The organism is Aquipluma nitroreducens (assembly GCF_009689585.1).
Taxonomy (GTDB): domain Bacteria; phylum Bacteroidota; class Bacteroidia; order Bacteroidales; family Prolixibacteraceae; genus Aquipluma; species Aquipluma nitroreducens.
Window position 1 is genome coordinate 2,593,512 of sequence record NZ_AP018694.1, and the last position, 22,618, is coordinate 2,616,129.

Consider the following 22,618-nt stretch of genomic DNA (forward strand, 5'->3'; position numbering starts at 1 on the left):
GATACTTTTGATTTCAAATTATCCTGAAAATGTCACTATTTAGTAGGGTTTGCTCTAACTTTTTCGGATATATGACAGCATTTTTTTTCTTTTTGAAGTGTATAAAACATTGGTATTTAATCGACTTGTAATATGAAACAATATCTGGTTTTAATTGCATTCCTTATGTCGGTGAAGGTGAGTTTGGGACAGGAATTGTGGAAGAAAGAAGCCATTAAAATGCCACCGTCGGTTTGTTATGCCTCTCCGGAGATTCACAAGTCATTTGTAAAACCGCCGGAAAGACTGAAAGCTGGTTCAACAAAAAGAGCTACAATTATGGTTGATTTTGTTGGTTTTCCGGAGGATGCAAAGGTAGCTTTTCAATACGCAGTAACGATCTGGCAAGATTTAATTTATTCACCTGTTCCGATTCATATTCAGGCGACCTGGGAGAGCCTTGCTTCGGATGTTTTAGGAAGTTGTTCGCCATCTGATTACATTCCTAATTTTAACTCGACTCAAATTTGGAATTGTTATTACCCCATTGCATTGGTTGAAAAAATGCTTGGTCAGGAAGTTAATTCTCCGACCGGTTACGAGATAGAAGCCTCATTCAATAAAGATTTTACAAACTGGTATTTTGGCGTTGACGGCAATACGCCTATTGACAAATATGATTTTGTTTCAACGGTTTTGCACGAACTGACTCATGGATTGGGTTTTCACGGTTTCTTTTATTCGGATGGGAGGGGTCGCGGTGGATATGGTACCGATGGTCTGAGCGCTGCATTTGACCAATATGTAATCAATCAAAATGCAGAAAAACTGGTAAACACAAAGATCTTTACAAATCCATCAGTTAAATTGTATCAAACTTTTACTTCCGGATGGCTTAATTTTAGTACGAAATTAGACCTGGATTCTTTGCCCAGGCTTTACGCACCAACGACCTGGGATAGCGGTTCGAGCATTTACCATTTGAACGATGATACCTATCCAGCGGGTGATTCCAACTCACTAATGACACATGCAATGGGGAAGGGTGAGGCCAATCATAATCCGGGACCCAATACTCTTGCAATTATGTATGATATGGGATGGAAATCGGTTTCAATTAAACATACGCCGATTAAAGATATTGAATATGTTACTGACCCAATCAATTTTGAAGCGAAAATTGAGAGTGATTACGATCTGGATTCGACCAAATTATACCTGATTTACTCATCAACCAAATTTGTGAAAAAAGATTCTGTTCGCTTGATGCCAACAAGTAACTCCGCCATTTTCAATGTAAAAATAAAACCTACCCAAACAGGCGAAATTCAGTATTATTTTTCGGCCAGGGATGTGAAAAAGCGGACATTTGTATTTCCATCCAATTCGCCAACAAGGTATCTGGCTTTTACAATTGGAATTGATAAAACCGCACCAGTCATAACGCACGATCCAATTAAGTTTCTTTTGTCATCAAACCCAACGGCAAAAATTACTGCTTTTGTAACTGATAATATTGGAATAAAGTCAGTTAAGGTGGCTTACTTTGTTAACGGTGGACTAATCCAGGAGTTAGCATTGGCCAATGATTCAGCAGAGCGGTACATCGGAAACCTGACTTTCCCCAAAGGATCAGTTAAAGGTGGAGATATTGTCAGTTACCGGATTGTAGCCACCGATATTTCTTCGCAAAGCAACATCGGGTATTTGCCTTTAACTGGATATAACACCTTTAAAATTGAAGAAATTAAAGATCCCGTCGAGCGGTATATTACAAATTTTGATGCCTTGAATCCCGATTTTATTGGTTCCGATTTTACTATTTCGAGCGTTACCGGATTCGACAGTCCGGCGTTGAATTCAGCGCATCCGTATTTGAGTCCCGATACCGATAATGAAGAGTTTAATTTCAGTACAATTTTGAAATTCCCGATCATCCTAAAAAATGGAAAGATGACTTTTGATGAAATTGCATTGGTTGAACCAGGCGAAACGGGTTCTAAATTTGGTGATGAAAATTTCTGGGATTACGTGATTGTTGAAGGTTCAAAGGATGGTGGAATCAGTTGGAAGCCTTTTGCTGACGGGTACGACAGTAATTTTCAGCCCTCGTGGCTCAAGTTATGGAACAGTTCAATGTCGGGAAATAATAGCACTGCAGTACCCACCAAAGATTTGTTTGTGAAACATCCTACAATTGATATGCTGGAAAATGGAAATTTCAGCGTGGGCGATGTTGTTTTGGTTAGGTTTCGGCTATTTTCCGATCCATATTCGCATGGTTGGGGCTGGATTATAGATAATCTGGCCATTCAGGATTGGGAAACGGCTGTCAATCCTACGCTTTTATCTTCAGGAGAAGTAATTTGTTTCCCTAATCCGGTAAAAGATCAGTTGAACATCGAGATTAGTGCAAAAAATACAATCCAGAAGTTGATTCTGAGGGCTTATAATTCGTCAGGAAAGCAGGTTTATATTCAGGATTTCCCCGTCAGATCTAATTTGTTTGAAACTGCAATTGATGTGAGTAGTTTTATACCTGGCTTATATTTATTTACTTTCGAACCTGAAAAAGGAGAGGTAATTACCCGGAAAATATTAGTTCAATAACGGTGAAATGGAGTCCACTCCGAAAGGTCAAAAAACCCCTAAATCCCCTGAAGGGGACTTTAAAGGTTCATTGGTTTTCAACGAGTTCCCCTTTAGGGGTCAGGGGTGAGGAAGTTGAAAATCAATGAACTCAGAACTTTCGGAGTAGACTTATGAATTGGATATCGCAACTTTAAATATTTGTTAAGCTTCGGAACGTAAAAATCAGTTTATTAATGGTTTATTGAAATTAATTACGGATATGCAGTTCTTTTTCTTTCCTGAAATTTTGATTTGAAATAAAAACTCTATATTTGCCAACATATTGAAAGCAAAATGAAACGTACAGGTAACAACAGTTTTTATTATTGGTTTTATTACTTCTGTTCTCAAATCGGGATCGGCTGGTAATGTCTTGTTGTTACAAAAAGATATTTTACAAAAGGGTCCCGTGTTAAACGGGGCCCTTTTTTTATTTAGCCCCCTTCCCGTTCCCACAAATGGGGGAAGGCTTTGGGAGGTAGTTTGATAAAATATAACTGAAATAAGCAATTGCCTTTTTTAAGCCTCCCCTTTTGGGGGAGGTTTGGAGGGGGCTTAAAATATACGTATATGAAACTTACAGTTATTGGTTTGGGATTGATTGGAGGCTCGATGGCAATCGATCTTCGGAAAGCCAGATTTACGCAAGAAATTACCGGCGTGGATGCCAATCCTGAAAATGCTCATGAAGCGTTGCGTTTGGGAATAATTGACCGTATTGATTCGCTTGAAGGTGCTGTAGAGAAAGCCGATATGGTAATTATTGCCATTCCGGTTGATAAAGTTTTGAATACTTTGACTACAGTCCTTGATTTGATTTCAGACCAGACTACTGTAATTGATGTGGGTTCGACTAAAAAGCTGATTGCCCAGGCTGTCGAAAATCATCCGAAGCGTAGAAATTATGTGGCTGCACATCCAATGTCGGGCACCGAAAATTCAGGTCCAACAGCTGCTTTGGAAGGTTTGTTCGAAGGTAAAATCAACATCATTTGCGATCAGGAAAAATGTGGCCCGCAGCATTTGGCCTTTGCTGAAAAGGTGTTTCAGGTGTTGGGAATGGACATAGCTTACATGACTTCCGATGAGCAGGATCACAGCACAGCTTTTATCTCGCATCTTCCACATGCTGCTGCTTTTGCCCTGGCCAATGCTGTACTCGATAAAGAAGACCGCGAAATTATTTTCGATCTGGCAAGTGGAGGTTTCAACTCAACGGTTCGTTTGGCCAAGAGTTCTCCTGAAATGTGGGGTCCAATTTTTCAACAAAACAAGCAATACATTGTTGAATCGCTCGATGTTTACATCAAACACCTGAAAGCATTCCGGAAAAGTATTGAATCTGATCCTCAGGAAATGATGGCTTTGATGAAAAATGCCAACCGAATTCGTGGAATTTTAGCTGGCGACAGCGATTCGCTCGTAAAAAATGAAAAGACAATAGTTAAACTTTATACCAAATAATCATGGCGTTAGAATTAGAAATTAATCCAATTAAGCACTGGTTGCCACAAATTAACAACCCGCTTATTATTGCTGGTCCTTGCAGCCTCGAAACCGAAGAGCAGGCCATGGATACAGCCAAGCAACTTGCAAAAGATCATCGTGTATTTGTATATCGTGGTGGAGTTTGGAAACCACGCACTCGTCCCGGAAGCTTCGAAGGTATCGGAAGCATTGGCCTGAAATGGTTGCAAATGGTTCGCGAAGAAACCGGAATGCCTGTTGGAACTGAAGTTGCCAATGCGCAACATGCCGAAGAAGCCCTGAAAGCTGGGTTGGATGTTCTGTGGATTGGTGCCCGTTCAACGGCTAGCCCTTTTGTGGTTCAGGAAATCGCCGATGTTGTCAGAGGTACCGATGCGGTAGTTATGGTGAAAAATCCGGTTAATCCCGATGTTCAACTTTGGGTTGGAGCGTTCGAACGGCTTAGTCAGGCCGGAATTAAAAATCTGGTGGCCATTCACCGCGGTTTTACGCCTTTCCGCGAAACCGAATACCGGAACTATCCAAACTGGAAAACCGTAATCGAATTGCGCCGTATCATGCCGAATTTGCCAATTATCTGCGATCCGAGTCACATTGGTGGCAAACGCGAATATTTGTACGACATTAGCCAGAAAGCATTCGATATGGGCATGGAAGGGCTGATGATCGAATCGCACCGCGACCCGTCGTGCGCGCTGAGCGACAAAGAGCAGCAACTTACACCAACCGATTTGGCTAAATTACTAGATCGTTTAATCATCCGTAACGTAAAAACCGACAATAAACTGTTCGAAAATCAACTCGAATTGTTGCGTAACCGCATTGATGCGCTCGACCGTGAATTGCTCGAAACCCTTTCGTCGCGAATGGAAATTGCGCGCCAGATTGGTCAGTATAAAAAAGAGAATAACGTCACTGCGTTTCAGGTTGGCCGTTTTGCTGAACTGATGGAAAAACGCATGAAACTGGGCGAAAGTCTCAACCTGGACCGGAACCTGGTTCAATTGCTATTCCAGCACATCCACGAAGATTCGGTGCGTATGCAAACCGAGATCATGGACAAAGAATAGATAAGAAGTCAAAAGACCTAAATTGAAAGCCGGTTGGGAATATTTTCCTGACCGGCTTTCTTTTTGAATCTAATCTTTCAGATATTTACGAAATTCCTGTAACCTTTTCGTTTTACCAAGGTTAACAGATTAAGCAAATAAACACATCGATAATTGGAGACACTCTCGGATAATGCGCTAATGCAGAAGGTAAAAAATGGTGACATTGATAAAATGGGCCTCCTCTATGAACGTTATCATCGTCATTTATACCGGTTTCTTTATAATATGACGCGTCAAAAAGAGTTAAGTGAAGATTTGGTTCAGAATGTTTTTATCCGGATGTTGAAATATAACGATGGATTTCAGGGCTATGGTGAATTTAAGACCTGGATGTATCGGATTGCCAGAAACACCCTGTACGATCATTTCAAAAAGGTGAAAAGTACGCCGGTTCATACCGATGTGAAGGATTATGAAACAAAAATAGCAGGGGAGCAGTTTTCTGATGCACAAATTGAAAAGGAGCAGGAGTTAAAATTATTGGAGGTGGCAATGGAAAAATTGAGTACAGAAAACAGGGAACTACTGTTTTTATGCCGTTTTGAGGAGTTGAAATATAATGAAATTGCGAAAATACTGAACACGACTGAAGGTGCAATAAAAGTTAGAATTCATCGTGCATTGAACCAGTTGAAAAGCAATTATTTGGAAATTGATCATTAAAATAACAAACATGGAATGCAAAGAATACAGAGAACAATTTACTTCACTACTGACGGATTCAATTCCGCAGGCGCAGCGAAGTGAGATTGAAAGCCATCTGGAAGGTTGTGCAAATTGCCGGGAAGAATTTGAGTCAGCCCAAAAGATTTGGTATCTCATGGGAGAAATGACCCAGCCTGAACCTTCTGCGACTATGCAGTCTGATTTTAATGCTATTCTTTCTGAATTCAAAAAAGAACAGAAGATTCGAAAAAATCTTTTGGATGAATGGATGAACAAGCTTCGTGAGTTTTTGTATCTGCAGGTACAGCCTCGTCTGGCTTATAGCCTTCTGTTGGTTGCATTTGGCTTGGTTGCAGGATATTTTTTACATCAACCCGGGCAATCGGCAATAGCTTACAACAAACAGATTGATTCGCTCACATCTCAGGTTTCAGAAATGAAGCAGGTTATGATGTTCTCTCTTTTGCAGGATCCTTCGGCTTCGCAGCGTATGCGCGCCGTTGCCTATACTGAAGAGATCGACAATGTTGATCTTAAAGTGATCAATGCTTTGTTTACGACACTGAACGAGGATCCGAATGTGAATGTACGGCTTGCAACCCTTGACGCTCTGGTAAAATTGGCAGATGAACCGAAAGTCCGTGAAGGTCTTGTGCGGAGTATTGACCTCCAGGATTCGCCCCTGATGCAAACAGCTATAGCCGATGTTATGGTTCGGTTGCAAGAGAAAAGTTCAGTTCGATCTTTAAAGAAGTTACTGGATAAAAAAGATCTGAATGAGATGGTTAAGTTCAATATCGAAAAAAGTATTCAAAGACTGATCTAAATCTAAAATTCAAAAAAAAATTATGAAAACAGTTATAGTTGCCTGTTTAATGGGATTGGGAATGCTATGCTCCATTCCAAAGGCAAATGCCAAAGAATTTAAAGAACATTTGAGTAAGGAATTCACTGCTTCAGGTAATGTATCCCGAACATATTTATTCATTTACAACATATTTGGATTTATTAAAGTGGAGGGATATGCCGGAAATAAAGTGCTGCTCGAAATGGACAAAAGCATATCAGCCGATGATGACAAAACGTTAGAATTAGGCAAAAAGGAATTCAAGCTTGGCTTCGACCAGAAAATGGATACTGTTATGGCATATATTGCAGAACCCTTTGATTCGCGTCCTAGGTCAATCAGACAACATGGTGAAAATCAACGCAATATTGAATACAGTTACAAAGTGAATTTTACCGTGAAGGTGCCATATGGAACCAATCTTCATATCTCAACGGTGAATGATGGCGTAATTACGGTTGAGAATGTCAGCGGAACACTGAATATCAGTAATGTGAATGAAGGTATATCAGTTAAAAATGCAAAAGGGACAACCATTGCTCATACGGTAAACGGTAATATTTCAGTTAATTACCTTAGCAATCCACCAGAAGCATCCTCTTATCATACAATTAATGGCGATATCCGGGTTAGCTATCAGCCCGACTTTTCAGCCGACCTTACTTTTAAAAGTATGCATGGTGATTTTTTTACCGATTTTACCGAGGCCAAAATGCTTTCGCCAACGACCACAAAAATTCAGGATTTGAAAGGCCACGAGGCCGTTTATAAACTGAATACAATTACCACCGTTCGTTTTGGAAAAGGTGGGAAAACATTCAAATTTGAAACACTTAATGGCAATGTTTACATTAAAAAGCAATCTTAATATACAGATTATGAAAAAAATGAAAATTACGGGCTTGTTAATTCTAAGCCTTATTATCGGATCAAATTCCTTTGGACAATCAACAGAACAGTTAACAGTTCCACTGAGCAGTCCGGGTAAACCCTACTCTTTAAAAATCCAGTTAGTAACCGGATCAATTAAAGTAGTAAGCTATGACGGAAAAGATATCCTTATCAATGCGACTCCCAGGAGTGACGATGAAACCAAAGGATCGAAGACCAATGGTAATTTTAACGTTAATATCAATTTCAGGAAAGGTGACAAGGATAAAGAAGACGAATCTGATTTTGATAAAAGTGGAATGAAGCGTATTGCATCATCCGGAGGTTTTGAAGTTACAGCCAAGGAGGCTGATAATAACGTCACGGTGAATACCGGCAATCCGAACAAAGCCGTTGATCTCGACTTAAAAATTCCACAGGATGTGAAACTAAAGATTGGCACAGTAAACGATGGTGAAATTAGCGTTGAAAATGTACGGGGCGAACTGGAAGTCAGCAATGTGAACGAAAAGATTACCCTTGATAAGGTTTCAGGTTCTGTTATGGCCAATACTGTAAATGGTGATATTGTTGTGAATTTCAGTAAGGTGGATCCAAATGCTCCAATGGCATTTTCAACTTTAAACGGTGATATCAAGGTAACTCTTCCGATTGATACCAAAGCCAATCTGAAATTAAAATCTGATAACGGAGAAATATTTAGCGATTTTGATGTGGTGGTTGACAAAACACCGGGCAAAGTCGATAAAATCAGTACCCCGGGTATGTATAAGATTAAAAAAGACGATTGGGTTTATGGAAAAATAAATGGCGGTGGAGCAGAAATGCTAATGAAAAATATGCAGGGAGATATTTATTTAAAAAAGGCCGCTAAGTAATAAAACATGTCCGTTTCGCAAATCTCAGGAGATTAGATTTAAACTTTTGCCAATATCTTTTTAAAGGCCGAAATCATGGCTTTTTCGACAATGGCGAATTCAATCATATCTTTGGCAATAAAAACAAACATCACGGCAATATGGAGTTCTTTGGCGGCTAATTCGGTGTATAGGCCAGGTTTGTTCAGCCGGTAAGCTTCGCGCATGCGCCGCTTCAGTAGATTTCTCTTAACGGCACGCTTAAAATTCCGTTTCGAGACAGTAAATGCAGCTTGCACCGGGAACGGTTGTGTTGATTCGGTTTTCTGGAAAACAACTTTGAGCGGATACGCCAAAAAAGATTCTCCGGAGGAAAACATTTCCCCGATTATCTTTTGGCTGCAAAGCCTTTCTTCTTTCTTAAGCGTGAATTCTTCCATCGATCTAAAATACAACAAAAAAGGGGAAATCAATTTTCCCCTTTTTTGTTGTATTGCGTTGTTTTGGTTATTGTCCTTTGTTGTGTTTTTTGATGAACTGCTCCAACGCCATTGTCATCGATGGGGCTTCGGCAGTTGGTGCTTCAATGTCGAGTCGTAAACCAGCTTCATGAACTGCTTTTGCAGTTGCCGGTCCGAAACAGGCAATCTTGGTTTCATCCTGTGCAAAACCGGGAAAATTCTGCATCAACGACTGAATTCCTGAAGGGCTGAAGAACACAAGAATGTCGTAATTAACTTCTTTCAGGTCAGATAAATCGCTACTAACGGTCTGGTAAATAATAGCCTTGGTATAAGTGTATCCGGCTTTGTCAATCAGAGATGTAATCTCAGGCTGACCAACTTGCGACAATGGCAAAAGAAATTTTTCTTCTTTGTGCTTCTTCATCACGTCAATCAAGTCCGAAAATTTACCTGCGCCATAAAATATCTTTCGTTTGCGGTAAACGATGTATTTCTGAAGATAAAACGCCGTGGCTTCTGAAATGCAGAAGTACTTCATGGTATCAGGAATGGTCAGGCGCAGTTCAGTACTGATTCTGAAAAAATGATCGATAGCAGTACGGCTGGTGAAGATAACCGCGCCATGATCTAATATCTGAACTCTGGTCTGTCTGAACTCTTTAGCTGATACGCCTTCAACTTGTATGAAAGGGCGGAAATCAACCTGAACGTTATTTTTCTCAGCCAGATCAAAATAAGGCGATTTGGCCGTTTCAGGCTTGGGTTGCGAAACTAAAATTCTCTTGATCTTCAAGGTAATTGTTTTTATATTAATTCCTCTCTACAATTAAATCAACACTAGGTTATAGATCAGAAATAACGGTAAAAATTCAAGGGTACAAAGGTATAAAATCAAATATGAAATTGAAAATTGTTTTTTCAGGAAAATTTTTGCCCCTCTAATCAACGACATTAAATACGAAATGACAATGATTCCCAAGCCCACAAACAACAGTGGTTCAACCTGAGATAGCGGTATAAAGGATATTATTGCTGAGACAGGAAGTAAAAATAATCCCAGAACCCGATTAAAAACAGTTATGCTGAATAAGTATTCCTGGATCTCCTGTTTGCTCTCGGTCAGAATTCCTATGATGTAGTAAATGATTCTTTTTGCAGTGAAATAGCCCATTACAATTCCCAGACAAGCCAGATAAACGTAATACGATTTCGTAAATCCAAGGTTGATTTTATACAGCGATAAAAATTGATAGCCAAAAAGTGCCAAGGTCATGTTAAAAATCACATCAAGCCTGAACGACGCATGAAAAAGGTTAAAATAACGCTCACGGAAAGTTCTTGTAAAGGTTGAATAGTTAATCGTTGATTGAATCAATTGACTCAAATACTTATTGAAAATTAGCTTGACTGTGGCAAATAACAGAAACATCATGACCAAAAGGCCAATCAACCAATCGGGATTTGTTCGTGTCACTTTTTTGCCGGTGAAAACAACTTCAACACCCTTCAATACAGTATGAAGCGAATCATATGGAAGTGGTCTGACGAGATCTTTTTGGTAATTAAATTTGGGAACGTATGCATTGTGAAACTGCGACCATTCAGGCCTGAATCCAAAGCAGATCACACTGTCTGGTGCAATGTAATTAACACTTAATGAGTCATTAAATGAAGGGTCAAGTAGGCTGAGTGTCGGCTTTACTGAGTCGGTTTGAATCGTTTGGTCACCTAAATTAGCCGGATTCAAAGTCAGGTTTGAGTTTAAAGTGTCTGATTTGAATTGATTAGATTGCATACCGATTGCCAATTGTATAAGTTTGTGGCCGCAAAAGTAATGATTAATCACCTTTATTCTGCCACTACGTTTGGCTTAATAATTAAATTTAATGACTATGTCACAAAATGCAATAAAAATATATCAGGCTCCACTTCAGGGAGCAACCGATTTTGACTTTAGAAAGGCTTTGGCAGAATCGTTTGGCGGAATTGATAAGTACTTTATTCCTTACCTGTCGTATGGCAAGGGTCGCGAAATAAAAAAATCGCAGTTACGCGAAGTCTTCCCCGAAAACAATGAGTCGTTACCTGTTGTTCCGCAGGTTTTATTTTCCGATCATGCTGAGTTATTTGATTTGGTTAGCATCCTGATTGACTACGGATACGAGGAAATTAACCTGAATCTGGGTTGTCCGTATCCAATGGCAACGAACAAGGGCAGGGGAGCGGCATGGCTCGAAAAGCCGGAAGCTTTGAGTGAAATACTTCAGCAACTTTACGCAAAAGCGTTTCCGGCGAAATTTTCGGTAAAAATGCGTGCCGGAATGAAGGATGATCAGGATGCCAAAGCCATTTTCAGCGTTTTAAATCAATTTTCGCTGGAAGAAATTATTTTTCATCCGCGTACCGCCAGCCAAATGTATGATGGAAAAGCCAATCCGCAGCTTTTTGCCGAGGCCATTTCTGAGGTGAAACACCCAATGGTGTATAATGGCGACATCTCTTCAGCAGCCGATTTTCAGGAAATTCAATCGCTTTTGCCTGAACAAGATAGCTGGATGATTGGTCGTGGCTTAGTGACAAATCCAGCACTGGCGGCTCAATTAAAGGGCGAAGTTTTTGAGCCCAAAGCACTTCGGAAACAGATGCGTGAATTTCACGATCAGTTGCTCGAAGGATATTCTGCCCGCCTGCAAGGCGATGGCCATATTGTGATGAAGATGAGTCAGTTTTGGGCATATTTCAGCCAGTCGTTCGAGAATCCGCACAAAGCAATGAAACTGGTTACGAAATCGAGCAGTTTACTGAAGTACAATGCCGCGGTGACCGAGATTTTCAAAAATTACTAGTAGACTGTATGAATTGAAGGATTGATTAAAACCGAAAACTGCGACTGAATACTTTTCTACGAGCAGTTTTCCTGTTCATAGATTTCCATGACAGTCATCAACATTTCCAATTCTTCAGCTTCGGCTGTATTATCTGGTTTGTCACATATCTCCAAGAACCTTTTTAGCGCTTCCCGGTATTCATCCTCGGTAAAAATTGCCTCCATCATCAGTTAATCAATTCGTTGTTGAAGATGCGGGCAAGCTGGCAAAAATTAATGCGCATCGAGCCAGTTATCGCCTGCGTTCATTTCAACAGTCAGCGGTACGCCAATGTTTACATCGTTTTCCATTTCATGTTTTACAATAGCTTTCATTTGCTCCAATTCGGGAATCCAAACATCAAAATTCAACTCATCGTGTACCTGAAGAATCATTTTTGAGCGTAGTTTTTGTTCGTTCATTGCTTTCCAGATGTTCACCATCGCAATTTTAATGACATCGGCAGCCGAACCCTGAATGGGCGCATTGATGGCGTTCCGTTCGGCGACCCCACGCACAACGGCATTCGACGAGTTGATGTCGTTGAGGTAGCGTTTGCGGCCTTTGATGGTTTCCACAAAACCCACATTCCGTGCATTTTCGATGCTCGAATCCATGAATTTTTTAATATCCGGAAAGTTTTCGAAATAGCCGTCGATCAGTTGTTTGGCTTCGGTACGCGGAATATTCAGCCGTGCCGACAAACCAAAAGCAGAAATGCCGTAGATAATTCCGAAGTTCGCTGTTTTGGCTTTCCGGCGCATATCGGAGGTTACTTGATCAAGCGGTATTTTATAAATTTTGGAGGCGGTAATCGAGTGAATATCCTGATTGTTCCGGAAGGCTTCCATCATTTGGGCGTCCTTGCTTAGCGCGGCCATAATGCGCAATTCAATTTGTGAGTAGTCGGCAGAAAGGAAGGTGTGCTCACCGTCGGATGGAATAAAGGCTTTGCGCAATTCGCGGCCATTTTCGTCGCGAATCGGGATATTTTGCAGGTTCGGATTCGTAGAACTCAAACGACCCGTGGCTGCAATGGCCTGATTGTAATTGGTATGTAATTTTTTAGTTTTCGGATTGATCAGCAATGGTAGCGCTTCTACATACGTTGAGAGCAGTTTTTTCAGTCCCCGGTAGTCGAGAATTTTGGCAATAATCGGGTGTTTGTCTGAGAGTTTTTCAAGCGTTTCTTCGGCCGTTGAGTATTGCTTGGTTTTTGTCATTTTGGCGTTCGGATCGATTTTTAGTTTTTCGAACAGAATGACTCCCAATTGTTTGGGCGACGAAACGTTGAATTCTTCGCCTGCCAGTTGTATAATTTCACGCTCAATTTCGATGATCTGTTTACTTAAAACCCCGGCGTAAATCTTTAATTCCGAAGTGTTTAAATTCACCCCCGCAATTTCCATATCGGCCAGCACATAAATCAGCGGCATTTCAACTTCATCGAATAGTTGACGAGTGCCATTTTTGTCAAGGTCTTTTTCGACGGCATATTTCAACTGTAAAGTCAGGTCGGCATCCTCGCACGAATAGTCGCGCAATTGCTCCAGATCCGCATCGCGCATGGTTTTCTCGAATAAGCCTTTGCCGCCAATCAGCGTGTCGGTGGTAATTTTCTGGAAATTGAGGTATTGTTCGCACAAATAATCGAGGTTGTGCTTCATTTCGGGCTGAATCAGGTAATGCGCAATCATGGTATCGAAAAGCGGACCGCGAATCTCAAGTCCGTAATTTTTCAGGATCGAAAGGTCGTATTTGATGTTCTGCCCGATTTTCACGATTTTTTCGTCGCCAAAAACTAATCGGAATTCATGTACAATTTCGGTGGCTTGCTGTCGGTTGGCGGGCAAAGTCACGCAATAAGCTTCGTGGCTCCGGAAGGCAAACGACATGCAAACCAGTTCGGCAGTCATGGTATCCAATCCTGTCGTTTCGGTATCGAAACAAAATTCTTTTTGTACCGAAAGTTCGGCACGCAAACTGGCGCGTTGCTCGGCAGTTTCAATCAGGTAATATTGGTGCGGAATGGTATTTATCGAGTCAAGATTTTTGGCTTCAACCGGTTTTTCTTCCGGAGTCGTAATTGGAGATCCAAACAAAGTACCTTGTTCAAACTGGTTATCGTTTGTAGTTTGAGGTTTTGCCTCCTGTTTCTTAATCAGTTGGCGGAATTCCAGTTCAGTATAAATTTCGTTGAGCTTCTGAAAATTAGGTTCTTCCATCACAATTTTATCCTCGTCGAAATCTACCGGAACGTCCAGGATAATTTCCGCCAGTTTGCGCGACATGCGAACCTGTTGCTCAAATTCGACCAGGTTTTCTTTCAGTTTTCCCTTCTGTGAGTCAATGTTTTGGTAAAGTCCGTCAACCGATTTAAATTCTGAAATCAACTTCATGGCTGTTTTCGGGCCAACGCCGGGGCATCCCGGAATGTTATCGGCGGTGTCACCCATCAGTCCAAGCACATCGATTACCTGCCATGGCTCGTCAACCAGAAAATTTTCCTGTACCTGCGGAATTCCCCAAATTTCAGGAGCTTCACCACCTTTAGATGGCTTGTACATGAAAATATTTTCGGACACCAGCTGTGCATAATCTTTGTCGGGCGTCATCATGTAGGTGGTATAGCCCATCGTTTCAGCCTTTTTGGCCAAAGTTCCGATCACATCGTCGGCCTCGAAACCAGCTTTTTCAAGCATCGGTATGTTGTAGGCTTCTATTATTTTCCGGATGTATGGAATTGATTTTTGGAGATCTTCAGGCATCACTTCGCGGTTGGCTTTGTAAGCTTCGAACATTTCGTGGCGGAAAGTAGGAACATTCAGATCGAAAACCACGGCAATGTGTGTTGGTTTTTGTTCGCGAAGCAATTGTTCCAGAATATTCACAAAACCTAGCATGGCCGAGGTATTCAGTCCTTTTGAATTAAAGCGTGGATTTTTGATGAACGCGAAATACGAACGATAAATCAACGCATAGGCATCAAGCAAAAAAAGTCGTTTATCAGTGTTGTTGTGTGCAGTCATTTCGGTTTGAATTTTCTATAAAATTAACGATTAACGAACAACGATTTGAGATTAACGATTTTTTCCTTCTGCAATCGTCGATCTTTAATCGTTAATCTGCAATTAATTGTCTTCGGCATACCACTCTGCAAACGAACTGCTCGTTTCGTATAACCGAACGCAGAATAGCTCAAGATGTTCAGGCAAAAGCGGTTTCACTTTTTCGGCAATATACACGACCATATTTTCGGAAGTGGGTTGAAAGGGTACCACATGGTGGCGTTCGTACATTTGTCCCAAAGCATCGAGTTTATCGGTTGGTGCGCTTTCGTTGATCATGAGCGAATGATCTAACTTGCTTATAATCTGTTCCTGAATAAGTTTTTTCAGGATACTAAAATCGATTACCATTCCGTCTTTTGGACTTCCGGGAGCCTGCATGGGTTCGCCCGCAACGGTAATCTGTAATTTGTATGAATGGCCGTGAATATTGCGGCAAAGCCCGTCGTAGTTGAGCAGTGCGTGCGACATTTCGAAGCCAAATTGCTTGGTAACTCTAATTTTTGCCATTTTGTAAATTTCTGGAGGTCGAAATTAGGAAAGAAGTTTAAATAATGGACTAAACTATTTGTTTGAATCTGCATACAGGAATAAAAAATAAAGATCCGACCTTTGTGACGAGATCGGATCTTTAAAATGAGATGAACGATTAACCTATTCTTCGCAGGTACATCGTTGTAAGCAGTCGACAATCTGACTTAGAATGTCGTGTTTTAGGTAATAATAAGTGTTTTTCCCTTCACGGCGCGAGCAAAGAACTCCTTTGTCTTTCAGTATTCCTAAATGATGGGAAGTTGTTGATTGTTCAATTCCAAGCAGTTCGTGGATTTCAGTAACAGTGAGCTTTTTACCGCCTTCCAAATGCTTTAAAATTGCGATTCGTACGGGATGGGCAATGGCTTTAAGCATGCTTGCTGCCATCTCCAACTTGTCGGAATCTATTTCCTGAATATTCATCATGATAATAATTTTAACAGATGCAAATATATGAATATTTAAGTTTTAATTAAACCTTCTTTTAACTTAGTATAGTTTAGAACGTTTTCAAATAAGTGAAGACAGGATTATTCCGAATGTAAATTTGAAAGTTCATCAAACGAATCGATTTTCAGGATAAAGTCAATATATTTTTTAATTTTGAACCATTCAAAAAAAGCCTGAATGACCTCTTTGGACATTATACAATCGCCGATAAAGGAAGAACTAAAAAGTTTCGAAAGCTACTTCAAAGAAGCCATTAAAAGTGACATCCCATTTTTACAAATCATCATCAAATATATTCTCCGGAAAAAGGGGAAGCAAATGCGTCCGATGTTTGTTTTTTTGTCGGCTAAAATGTGCGGAGAATTCAATGAATCTACCCATCTGGCGGCCTCATCCATCGAATTGTTACATACAGCAACCTTGCTTCATGACGATGTGGTGGACGAATCGTACGAACGACGCGGAAGTTTCTCAATCAATGCCTTATGGAAAAATAAAATTGCCGTTCTGGTTGGTGACTTTATTTTGGCAAGGGGTTTTTTGAATACACTCGATAAAAAGGAATATCGTTTCTTACACTTGATTTCGCGTGCTGTGAAAGACATGAGCGAAGGAGAAATTCTCCAAATGCGTAAGAGCCGGAAACTGGACATCGACAATGAAACTTACTACGAAATCATCCGGAAAAAAACAGCTTCATTGATTGCAACCAGCATGGCCATTGGAACTGCCTCGGTTACCAAGGATGATGAAATTGTTGAAAAAATGTTCAGCATCGGGCTCGATGTTGGCATTGCTTTCCAGATTAAAGACGACATTTTTGATTACCAAAGCAAAGGAATATTGGGCAAACCTACCGGAAACGACATCAAGGAGAAAAAAATTACCTTGCCTCTGCTTTATGTTTTAAATAATTGCGAACCGGGCGAACGCAGCCGGATTTTAAGGTTGATCAAGCGCAAAAATAAGAATCAGGCCAAAGTGAAAGAGCTTGTCGATTTGGTGGTTAGCCGAGGTGGGCTGGAATATGCTGCCCAAATGATGAACGAATTTCGCGAAAAAGCCATCGCCGGAATCATGGAATTTCCTGAATGTGAATCAAGAACTGCGCTGATAGAGTTGGTAAATTATACCACGACCCGGCAGAAATAAAGCCGAAAAAAGTCATTAGTCATTTGGAAATAATCGAACCCAACTTTTCTAATGACCAATGACTTTTCCCTTTTTTTATCTCACCTTCCGAAATACCTTTTGCGAGAAATAATTGGGCAAACTTTCATCCGTATTAATTACAATGCCTCCCAAAATATACACCGGAAAATTAGCCTGAAGCTTTTTGTTGTTAATGATCAGCTTGAGTATTTCGTTTTCAATCTGGTCGTAAACCAAATGTGTGGTTTTCAGAATCGGAACCTCAGCTTTCCTGATTTCGTTAGCCATTGGCAATAATCGGAGCGCCAGAAATTCAGGCTGAAATTCGGAATAATCATCTGAGTCAATTTCGTGTATTTCCGAAGATAGAACATGATTCTGAACCATCATCAATGCCCCGCAGGTATTGGTGTGCCGGTGCTGGCCAACCCGCTTGATTTTACCAACTTCGCCTGTACGCGAAATGCCGATATGCGACCCGAAAATAAACAAAGCTGCACCTTCGTCGGGAATGTGGTCGACAAATGCAGTTAGCCCGATATCGCCAACAAATGGATAACCGGCCAACCCACCCATTATAAAGGTTCCCTGTGGCGATGGAAGATTCATTTTTGCTGGCTGATGGTTCAATTCGTCGAAACAAAACGAGGTGGCCACGATAATTTTATTCATCTCAATTTCTTCGCGATTGGCAATTTCGAGTACTGCATTGTGCGAAGCTTCCGACATGGTCGAGAATTCGTCGAAATATTTGCTGATTATTTTTTGCATGTTTAAGTCTTAAATATCATTTTTTGAGTTGTTTCAATTTTTATCCGGTTGAACCCAGTGCATTAGCCACAGCATTAACGGTTTTTAGTAAAATAATATTCTGCTGATTGGCAATTTCCGGATCTTCCGAATCTTTCTCATTTCGCCAGTGACGTAAGGTGTTTACCTGTACCTGATGCATTAAATCCAAAGCCACAGCTCTCAGCCGTGTTGAGTAATAGTGGTTCTTTCTTCTTTCCTCGAACGGCTTTTCGAGCAATTCGGCCAACAGGCTTTTTGTAAGCTGAAACTCAGATAAAATTAGTGGCAAAATGTCGTTTTTAACTTGTTCCTCATTGACCAGCGAAGCATAAAGCTCAATAATTTCCGGATCGGTTGCTGCCAAACCAGAGTCAACATTGGTTAAAATATACCGCAGCAGAGGATGCGAAATCAATAGCTGCTTTAACAAAGCATACTTTTCAGGATATTGTTCTTTCAGGAGTAAAAGCGTGCTGCCAACTCCGTACCAACTGGTAATATTTACCCGGCTTTGTGTCCAGCTGAAAACCCATGGAATGGCACGCAAATCGTTCAATGTGCGTTGATTTGTTCGGCGCGATGGGCGTGAGCCGATTTTGCTGGTTTCAATCACATCGATGGGTGTTGCCTGTTCGAAAAACCGGATAAAGCTCGGGTGGCGGGTAAGTGCGTTGTAAGTTGTAAAACTTTCGTGTGCCATAAACCCAACCAGTTCAAATAATTCAGGATCAAACGGATGAGTATTTAGCATCGCATTCCGCAAAGTTCCTGAAGTCAACAATTCCAGATTAAAAGCGGCATTAACCTTGTTCGCGTATTTTCGTTCGATGGTTTCGCCCTGCTCGGTGAGCCGTAATTTGCCGCACAATGATTCCGGCGGAAGGCTTTTCAGGAACCAGTGAATCGGGCCAGCCCCCCGACTGATACTTCCACCCTTTCCGTGGAAAAAACGGATGTCAACGCCGTGTTTTCGCCCAATTTTCGCCAGTTCGTGCTGTGCTTCGTATAAGTGCCAGAGGCTCGACAAAATGCCCCCGTCTTTATTGCTGTCGCTGTAACCAATCATTACTTCGGCTACAGGCCTTGAATAGCCTTTGCGCTGAGCTTGCAACTGAAGCGTATTTTGGGTTACCGGATGCGCTAAAAACTCATCCAGAATGGCTGGCGCCCGATGCAAATCGTCGATCGTTTCAAACAGTGGTACAACCGGCAATTGACAAGCCGGTCCCGACTCGGTTTTCACATATAATCCGGCTTCGCGGGCAAGCAGGTAAAACGTGAATAAATCGTCCACCTTTTTGGTCATACTTACAATCATCGAACCCAACGCATTGGTGCCGTAATTCCGGATATGCCCGGTCAATACGGATAAATAACCCAATGCATTCGCTGTTTCAGAAACATTTCCGGAGTAACTATAAGTAAAAGGCCGGTAGAGGTTTAACTCCTGAAGTAGAAATTGTTTATCAACCTGATGATGGTCAGTATTTATGGAAAAGCTGGATGTGTCGACATCTTCCAACAGACCAAGAAATGCTTTCTGGTAAAATTCGCTATTCTGCCTGATGTCCAGATGTGCAAGATGAAAACCAAAATTCTGCACAAAACGCAGCGCTTTGTTTACTTCGTTGATGGCCAGCATAGGCGCGCCCCAGTTGGAAAGTGCCTGAAGCAACAGTTCCAGGTCGGTAATTAACTGGCCCGAATTGGAGTAGCTCCAATTGGTGGGTGACAGTTGAATATTTCCTCCTGAATGGTTGTGCTTCACCGGAAGTTTTTCGATGAGCAGAAGCACAAATTGCCTGAATGGCTCGCGCGATGCCGAACTGAATTGAATATTCTCTGAAATATCAGGAATCTGCTTTTCCAGTTCCGATTTTCGCTCCTGAATTTCAACTGAAAGTGTATTTTCAGAAGTGTAAATACTGAGACTGTCGGCCAATAGATTCAGGCGTTGACTGGTCAGGTTCAGTGCCTCTGTTCGCAATCGCTTCAGGGTAAATTGTGTAATTTCAGGAGTTACAAGTGGATGTCCGTCGCGGTCGCCACCGACCCACGATCCCAGGCTTATTTTTGGCATTGACTGGTAATTTTGCAACGACTCGGGTTGAAATCCAGCTTCATTCCAGGCTTGCACCAAAGTTCGGTCGTGCAGTTCAAATACGTCAGGAAAAACCTTGGTGAGGTAGTGTAAAACATTTTCGAGTTCGGTTTCCACTTGCGGCTTTTCGAGGTAAATATCATCGATGAACCAGAGCCTGGTTAGCAATTCCTTGATACCAGACCGGATCTGATCACGCTCAAGAACGGTATAAACCGGATTTTCGAGCATAACCAACTGGAGATAAAGTTCGCGGTAATATTTCAGCACAACGGTTCTTTTAGCCTCGGTTGGATGCGCGGTCATCACCGGCTCAATTTCGAGTTGTGAAAGTGCGGCAACAATTTTTTCCTGCGGAATTCCCGATTGTTTTAATTCTGAAAAAGTATGTGCCCAGCTTCCGTTAATGCTTTGAGATCCCTGATGTTGCTGTTTATTGCGCCGGCTTTGAACGGCCCAATTCACTTCACATAAATTAAGCAATTGAAAACAAATGGAATACAGATGAATTGCTTTTTGTTCGTGTTCTGGTTTTGGAGTTGAAACCTTTGTGTTGAGCCAGGGAATATAGGTTACGAGTTCTTTTTCGTTGTTTGCTTCGAGAACCTCGGCAAAGCATTCGAGCAGAAAATGAAGATCGGAATAGGGTTTGCCTATTTCCTGAATGTTTTCCTTTAAAACAGGGTGCATATTAGTTATTTTCATACATAAACACCGCTGACGAAATTATTGTTGAGATGATTGGTTTAAAAGAGCAACTTGATAGTTCCTTACTTGTAGTTTATGCAAAAAAAAAGCTGTCTGCACCAGGCAAACAGCTTTTGAGAAAAGATGTAAAGTTTACTTTCTATTTTAATGAAGCTAAAGCTGCATCATAATTGGGTTCGTCCACAATTTCAGGAACTTGCTGGGTGTAAATTACCTGATGTTTTTCGTCCAATACCACAACCGAACGTGAATGCAAATTGGCTAATGGTCCGGTTGCAATTTCCAACTGATAATCTTTGCCAAATTTGCCGGTTGCAAAATCTGAAACAGTGATTGCATTTTCGATGCCTTCGGTACCGCAAAATCGAGCCTGTGCAAAAGGTAAATCGCGTGAAATGCAAAGTACAGTTGTGTTTTCGAGGCCAGCAGCCAGTTTGTTGAACTGACGGACAGAGGCCGCGCAGGTTCCGGTATCCAAACTTGGGAAGATGTTGAGAACCAAACGTTTTCCGGCGAAATCTTTCAGCGAAACTTTAGATAAATCGTTTTTAATCAATTCGAAATCGGGAGCTTTTGTTCCTTTAGCAGGCAGTTCACCTATGGTTTGAATTGCGTTTCCTTTTAATGTAATTTGTGCCATAATTTTAAAAATGTATTAATTAAATTTTGGGTTTTGCTCATTTAAACAGCTTCGCCTTAAAAATGTTTTACGGTTTTGCCTGTAATTTTTTCGAGCAGGTTATTGGCCAGGCGGCTGGCACCAATTCGAAATAATTCAGGAGTTAACCATTGATCGCCCAGTATTTCCTGAACGATAGTCAGATAGAGGATGGCATCTTCCGGAGTTACAATTCCTCCGGCAGGTTTGAACCCGATTTTTTGGTCGGTTTCTTCGAAGTGCTGTTTAATGGCCAGGCACATCACAAAAGCGGCTTCGGGCGAGGCTGCCTGTGGTAATTTTCCGGTTGAGGTTTTAATGAAATCGGCACCGGCACCAATGGCCAAAATGGATGCCTGCCAGATTTGATCTACGTTCAGTACTCCGGATTCCAGAATAACTTTTAAATGGGCATCGCCAATCGCTTTTTTTATGCCTGAGATTTCGCTGATACAGGTTTCGAAATGACCTTCAAGAAAAGCCCATAAAGGCAGGACAATGTCGATTTCGTTGGCGCCGGCAGAAACAGCTAACTGTGCCTCCTCAATTTTAAGTTTTGTAAATGTCATCGACGAAGGAAAACCTCCGGCAACAGCGGCAATTTTCACGTTGGAAACTTTCAGGGAACTTTTCACGGTATGGGCCATGTTTGGATAAACGCATATGGCGGCTACATTGCTGATTCCCGGAAATGCTGCCGGAAATTGGTTCACTTTTTCGGTAAATGCTGCAACTGAGCTAACAGTATCAGTTGAATTTAGAGTTGTCAGGTCAATAAGCGAAAGCGCTTTTTCGAACATTTTCTTTGTATTGTTTTTAGCAGCAATTTCGCGGATTTCTTCCAGTTCAGATTGGATATCTTCGATGGATAATGGGCAGGTTTCGATGGACATATCTTTATGTTTTAATGTTATGTTTTTTGTTCAATGTAGAGACGCAATGCATTGCGTCTCTACCCGAATTGGTTATTTCAATTTTTCATTATTTTGATGCCGGTCTTTGTCGCGACTGGTTTTTTTCTCGATGTTTTTCAGGAAGGCTTCGTTCAGGTCAACGCCGGTTTGGTTGGCCAAACAAATCAGAACCCAAAGCACATCAGCCATTTCGTCGGCCATATCTTTCCCTTCGTCCGATTTTTTGAACGACTGATCACCGTATGTCCGCGCCATAATCCGCGCCAGCTCTCCCACTTCTTCAGTTAGAATAGCCAGATTGGTCAGCTCGCTGAAATAGCGCACGCCAATGGTTTTGATCCAGTGGTCAACCATTTGCTGAGCTTCGGGGAGGGTGACTTCGTTTGAGTTCATATCTTAAGAATTTGTAATGAAATTAAAATCAGTCATTTGTTGACAT

Annotated in this window: 21 protein-coding genes; 9 read left to right on the plus strand and 12 right to left on the minus strand. The window is 41.3% G+C overall.

The genetic code is table 11. The features are described from left to right. The first annotated feature begins 132 nt into the window (after positions 1-132). The 7 genes from AQPE_RS10875 (at position 133) to AQPE_RS10905 (ending at position 8,492) form a co-directional block, all read left to right on the plus strand. Positions 133-2,589: a T9SS type A sorting domain-containing protein gene (locus AQPE_RS10875; protein ID WP_318351083.1), complete on the plus strand. Its 2,457-nt coding sequence runs from the start codon at positions 133-135 to the stop codon at positions 2,587-2,589. Positions 2,590-3,180: 591 nt separating this feature from the next. After that, positions 3,181-4,074, plus strand: a complete 894-nt coding sequence (locus AQPE_RS10880) for a prephenate dehydrogenase (RefSeq protein WP_318351084.1) — start codon at positions 3,181-3,183, stop codon at positions 4,072-4,074. A 2-nt stretch (positions 4,075-4,076) separates the two neighbouring features. Continuing rightward, on the plus strand, positions 4,077-5,168 hold the full coding sequence (locus AQPE_RS10885) for a chorismate mutase (RefSeq protein ID WP_318351085.1): 1,092 nt from the start codon (positions 4,077-4,079) through the stop codon (positions 5,166-5,168). 153 nt (positions 5,169-5,321) lie between these two features. Further along, positions 5,322-5,873, plus strand: a complete 552-nt coding sequence (locus AQPE_RS10890) for an RNA polymerase sigma factor (RefSeq protein ID WP_318351086.1) — start codon at positions 5,322-5,324, stop codon at positions 5,871-5,873. A 10-nt stretch (positions 5,874-5,883) separates the two neighbouring features. Further along, the gene (locus AQPE_RS10895) at positions 5,884-6,702 is read left to right on the plus strand and encodes a zf-HC2 domain-containing protein (protein ID WP_318351087.1); all 819 of its coding nucleotides are present in this window, start codon (positions 5,884-5,886) and stop codon (positions 6,700-6,702) included. Between the two features lie 22 nt (positions 6,703-6,724). Continuing rightward, positions 6,725-7,591, plus strand: coding sequence for a DUF4097 family beta strand repeat-containing protein (locus AQPE_RS10900; RefSeq protein ID WP_318351088.1), 867 nt, complete (start codon positions 6,725-6,727; stop codon positions 7,589-7,591). A 10-nt stretch (positions 7,592-7,601) separates the two neighbouring features. Next, the gene (locus AQPE_RS10905) at positions 7,602-8,492 is read left to right on the plus strand and encodes a DUF4097 family beta strand repeat-containing protein (RefSeq protein ID WP_318351089.1); all 891 of its coding nucleotides are present in this window, start codon (positions 7,602-7,604) and stop codon (positions 8,490-8,492) included. 38 nt (positions 8,493-8,530) lie between these two features. Here the strand turns inward: AQPE_RS10905 and AQPE_RS10910 are convergent, their stop codons facing one another. The 3 genes from AQPE_RS10910 to AQPE_RS10920 all read right to left on the minus strand — a co-directional run bounded on the left by AQPE_RS10910 (position 8,531) and on the right by AQPE_RS10920 (position 10,730). Next, complete coding sequence (locus tag AQPE_RS10910) at positions 8,531-8,911, minus strand: ribonuclease P protein component (protein WP_318351090.1); 381 nt, start codon at positions 8,909-8,911, stop codon at positions 8,531-8,533. Between the two features lie 67 nt (positions 8,912-8,978). Beyond that, positions 8,979-9,728, minus strand: a complete 750-nt coding sequence (locus tag AQPE_RS10915) for a uroporphyrinogen-III synthase (RefSeq protein ID WP_318351091.1) — start codon at positions 9,726-9,728, stop codon at positions 8,979-8,981. A 33-nt stretch (positions 9,729-9,761) separates the two neighbouring features. After that, complete coding sequence (locus AQPE_RS10920) at positions 9,762-10,730, minus strand: DUF4271 domain-containing protein (protein ID WP_318351092.1); 969 nt, start codon at positions 10,728-10,730, stop codon at positions 9,762-9,764. 97 nt (positions 10,731-10,827) lie between these two features. On the opposite strand from AQPE_RS10920, the gene AQPE_RS10925 reads away from it, so the two are divergent. After that, entirely contained in the window at positions 10,828-11,781 is a 954-nt protein-coding gene (locus AQPE_RS10925) for a tRNA dihydrouridine synthase (protein ID WP_318351093.1), read from the plus strand. Positions 11,782-11,837: 56 nt separating this feature from the next. Here the strand turns inward: AQPE_RS10925 and AQPE_RS10930 are convergent, their stop codons facing one another. The 4 genes from AQPE_RS10930 to AQPE_RS10945 form a co-directional block, all read right to left on the minus strand. Continuing rightward, positions 11,838-11,990, minus strand: coding sequence for a hypothetical protein (locus AQPE_RS10930; RefSeq protein ID WP_318351094.1), 153 nt, complete (start codon positions 11,988-11,990; stop codon positions 11,838-11,840). A gap of 45 nt (positions 11,991-12,035) precedes the next feature. Beyond that, positions 12,036-14,831, minus strand: a complete 2,796-nt coding sequence (gene polA / locus AQPE_RS10935; RefSeq protein WP_318351095.1) for a DNA polymerase I — start codon at positions 14,829-14,831, stop codon at positions 12,036-12,038. 102 nt (positions 14,832-14,933) lie between these two features. Continuing rightward, positions 14,934-15,380 (minus strand): 6-pyruvoyl trahydropterin synthase family protein, encoded by a 447-nt coding sequence (locus AQPE_RS10940; RefSeq protein ID WP_318351096.1) that lies wholly within the window; start codon positions 15,378-15,380, stop codon positions 14,934-14,936. A 144-nt stretch (positions 15,381-15,524) separates the two neighbouring features. After that, positions 15,525-15,830: an ArsR/SmtB family transcription factor gene (locus AQPE_RS10945; protein ID WP_318351097.1), complete on the minus strand. Its 306-nt coding sequence runs from the start codon at positions 15,828-15,830 to the stop codon at positions 15,525-15,527. 201 nt (positions 15,831-16,031) lie between these two features. On the opposite strand from AQPE_RS10945, the gene AQPE_RS10950 reads away from it, so the two are divergent. Further along, positions 16,032-17,006 carry a polyprenyl synthetase family protein gene (locus AQPE_RS10950; RefSeq protein ID WP_318351098.1) on the plus strand — a complete coding sequence of 325 codons (975 nt, stop codon included), beginning with the start codon at positions 16,032-16,034 and terminating at the stop codon, positions 17,004-17,006. Positions 17,007-17,081: 75 nt separating this feature from the next. On the opposite strand, the gene AQPE_RS10955 is transcribed toward AQPE_RS10950, so the two are convergent. The 5 genes from AQPE_RS10955 to AQPE_RS10975 form a co-directional block, all read right to left on the minus strand. Beyond that, positions 17,082-17,777, minus strand: a complete 696-nt coding sequence (locus AQPE_RS10955; protein WP_318351099.1) for a hypothetical protein — start codon at positions 17,775-17,777, stop codon at positions 17,082-17,084. Positions 17,778-17,817: 40 nt separating this feature from the next. After that, positions 17,818-20,604: a phosphoenolpyruvate carboxylase gene (locus AQPE_RS10960; protein ID WP_318351100.1), complete on the minus strand. Its 2,787-nt coding sequence runs from the start codon at positions 20,602-20,604 to the stop codon at positions 17,818-17,820. 142 nt (positions 20,605-20,746) lie between these two features. Beyond that, complete coding sequence (gene tpx / locus AQPE_RS10965) at positions 20,747-21,247, minus strand: thiol peroxidase (protein WP_318351101.1); 501 nt, start codon at positions 21,245-21,247, stop codon at positions 20,747-20,749. 56 nt (positions 21,248-21,303) lie between these two features. Then, positions 21,304-22,158, minus strand: coding sequence for a deoxyribose-phosphate aldolase (gene deoC / locus AQPE_RS10970; RefSeq protein WP_318351102.1), 855 nt, complete (start codon positions 22,156-22,158; stop codon positions 21,304-21,306). A gap of 72 nt (positions 22,159-22,230) precedes the next feature. Continuing rightward, complete coding sequence (locus AQPE_RS10975) at positions 22,231-22,572, minus strand: nucleotide pyrophosphohydrolase (RefSeq protein ID WP_318351103.1); 342 nt, start codon at positions 22,570-22,572, stop codon at positions 22,231-22,233. Positions 22,573-22,618: the final 46 nt, after the last annotated feature.

Excerpts from the sequence above, each read along its gene's own strand:
- AQPE_RS10960 (WP_318351100.1), bottom strand. The coding sequence starts at position 20,604 with ATGAAAATAACTAATATGCACCCTGTTTTAAAGGAAAACATTCAGGAA.
- AQPE_RS10925 (WP_318351093.1), top strand. The coding sequence starts at position 10,828 with ATGTCACAAAATGCAATAAAAATATATCAGGCTCCACTTCAGGGAGCA.
- AQPE_RS10895 (WP_318351087.1), top strand. The coding sequence starts at position 5,884 with ATGGAATGCAAAGAATACAGAGAACAATTTACTTCACTACTGACGGAT.
- AQPE_RS10905 (WP_318351089.1), top strand. The coding sequence starts at position 7,602 with ATGAAAAAAATGAAAATTACGGGCTTGTTAATTCTAAGCCTTATTATC.
- AQPE_RS10950 (WP_318351098.1), top strand. The coding sequence starts at position 16,032 with ATGACCTCTTTGGACATTATACAATCGCCGATAAAGGAAGAACTAAAA.
- AQPE_RS10975 (WP_318351103.1), bottom strand. The coding sequence starts at position 22,572 with ATGAACTCAAACGAAGTCACCCTCCCCGAAGCTCAGCAAATGGTTGAC.
- AQPE_RS10920 (WP_318351092.1), bottom strand. The coding sequence starts at position 10,730 with ATGCAATCTAATCAATTCAAATCAGACACTTTAAACTCAAACCTGACT.
- deoC (WP_318351102.1), bottom strand. The coding sequence starts at position 22,158 with ATGTCCATCGAAACCTGCCCATTATCCATCGAAGATATCCAATCTGAA.
- AQPE_RS10880 (WP_318351084.1), top strand. The coding sequence starts at position 3,181 with ATGAAACTTACAGTTATTGGTTTGGGATTGATTGGAGGCTCGATGGCA.
- polA (WP_318351095.1), bottom strand. The coding sequence starts at position 14,831 with ATGACTGCACACAACAACACTGATAAACGACTTTTTTTGCTTGATGCC.
- AQPE_RS10910 (WP_318351090.1), bottom strand. The coding sequence starts at position 8,911 with ATGGAAGAATTCACGCTTAAGAAAGAAGAAAGGCTTTGCAGCCAAAAG.
- AQPE_RS10955 (WP_318351099.1), bottom strand. The coding sequence starts at position 17,777 with ATGCAAAAAATAATCAGCAAATATTTCGACGAATTCTCGACCATGTCG.
- AQPE_RS10885 (WP_318351085.1), top strand. The coding sequence starts at position 4,077 with ATGGCGTTAGAATTAGAAATTAATCCAATTAAGCACTGGTTGCCACAA.
- AQPE_RS10945 (WP_318351097.1), bottom strand. The coding sequence starts at position 15,830 with ATGATGAATATTCAGGAAATAGATTCCGACAAGTTGGAGATGGCAGCA.
- AQPE_RS10875 (WP_318351083.1), top strand. The coding sequence starts at position 133 with ATGAAACAATATCTGGTTTTAATTGCATTCCTTATGTCGGTGAAGGTG.
- AQPE_RS10940 (WP_318351096.1), bottom strand. The coding sequence starts at position 15,380 with ATGGCAAAAATTAGAGTTACCAAGCAATTTGGCTTCGAAATGTCGCAC.
- AQPE_RS10930 (WP_318351094.1), bottom strand. The coding sequence starts at position 11,990 with ATGATGGAGGCAATTTTTACCGAGGATGAATACCGGGAAGCGCTAAAA.
- tpx (WP_318351101.1), bottom strand. The coding sequence starts at position 21,247 with ATGGCACAAATTACATTAAAAGGAAACGCAATTCAAACCATAGGTGAA.
- AQPE_RS10900 (WP_318351088.1), top strand. The coding sequence starts at position 6,725 with ATGAAAACAGTTATAGTTGCCTGTTTAATGGGATTGGGAATGCTATGC.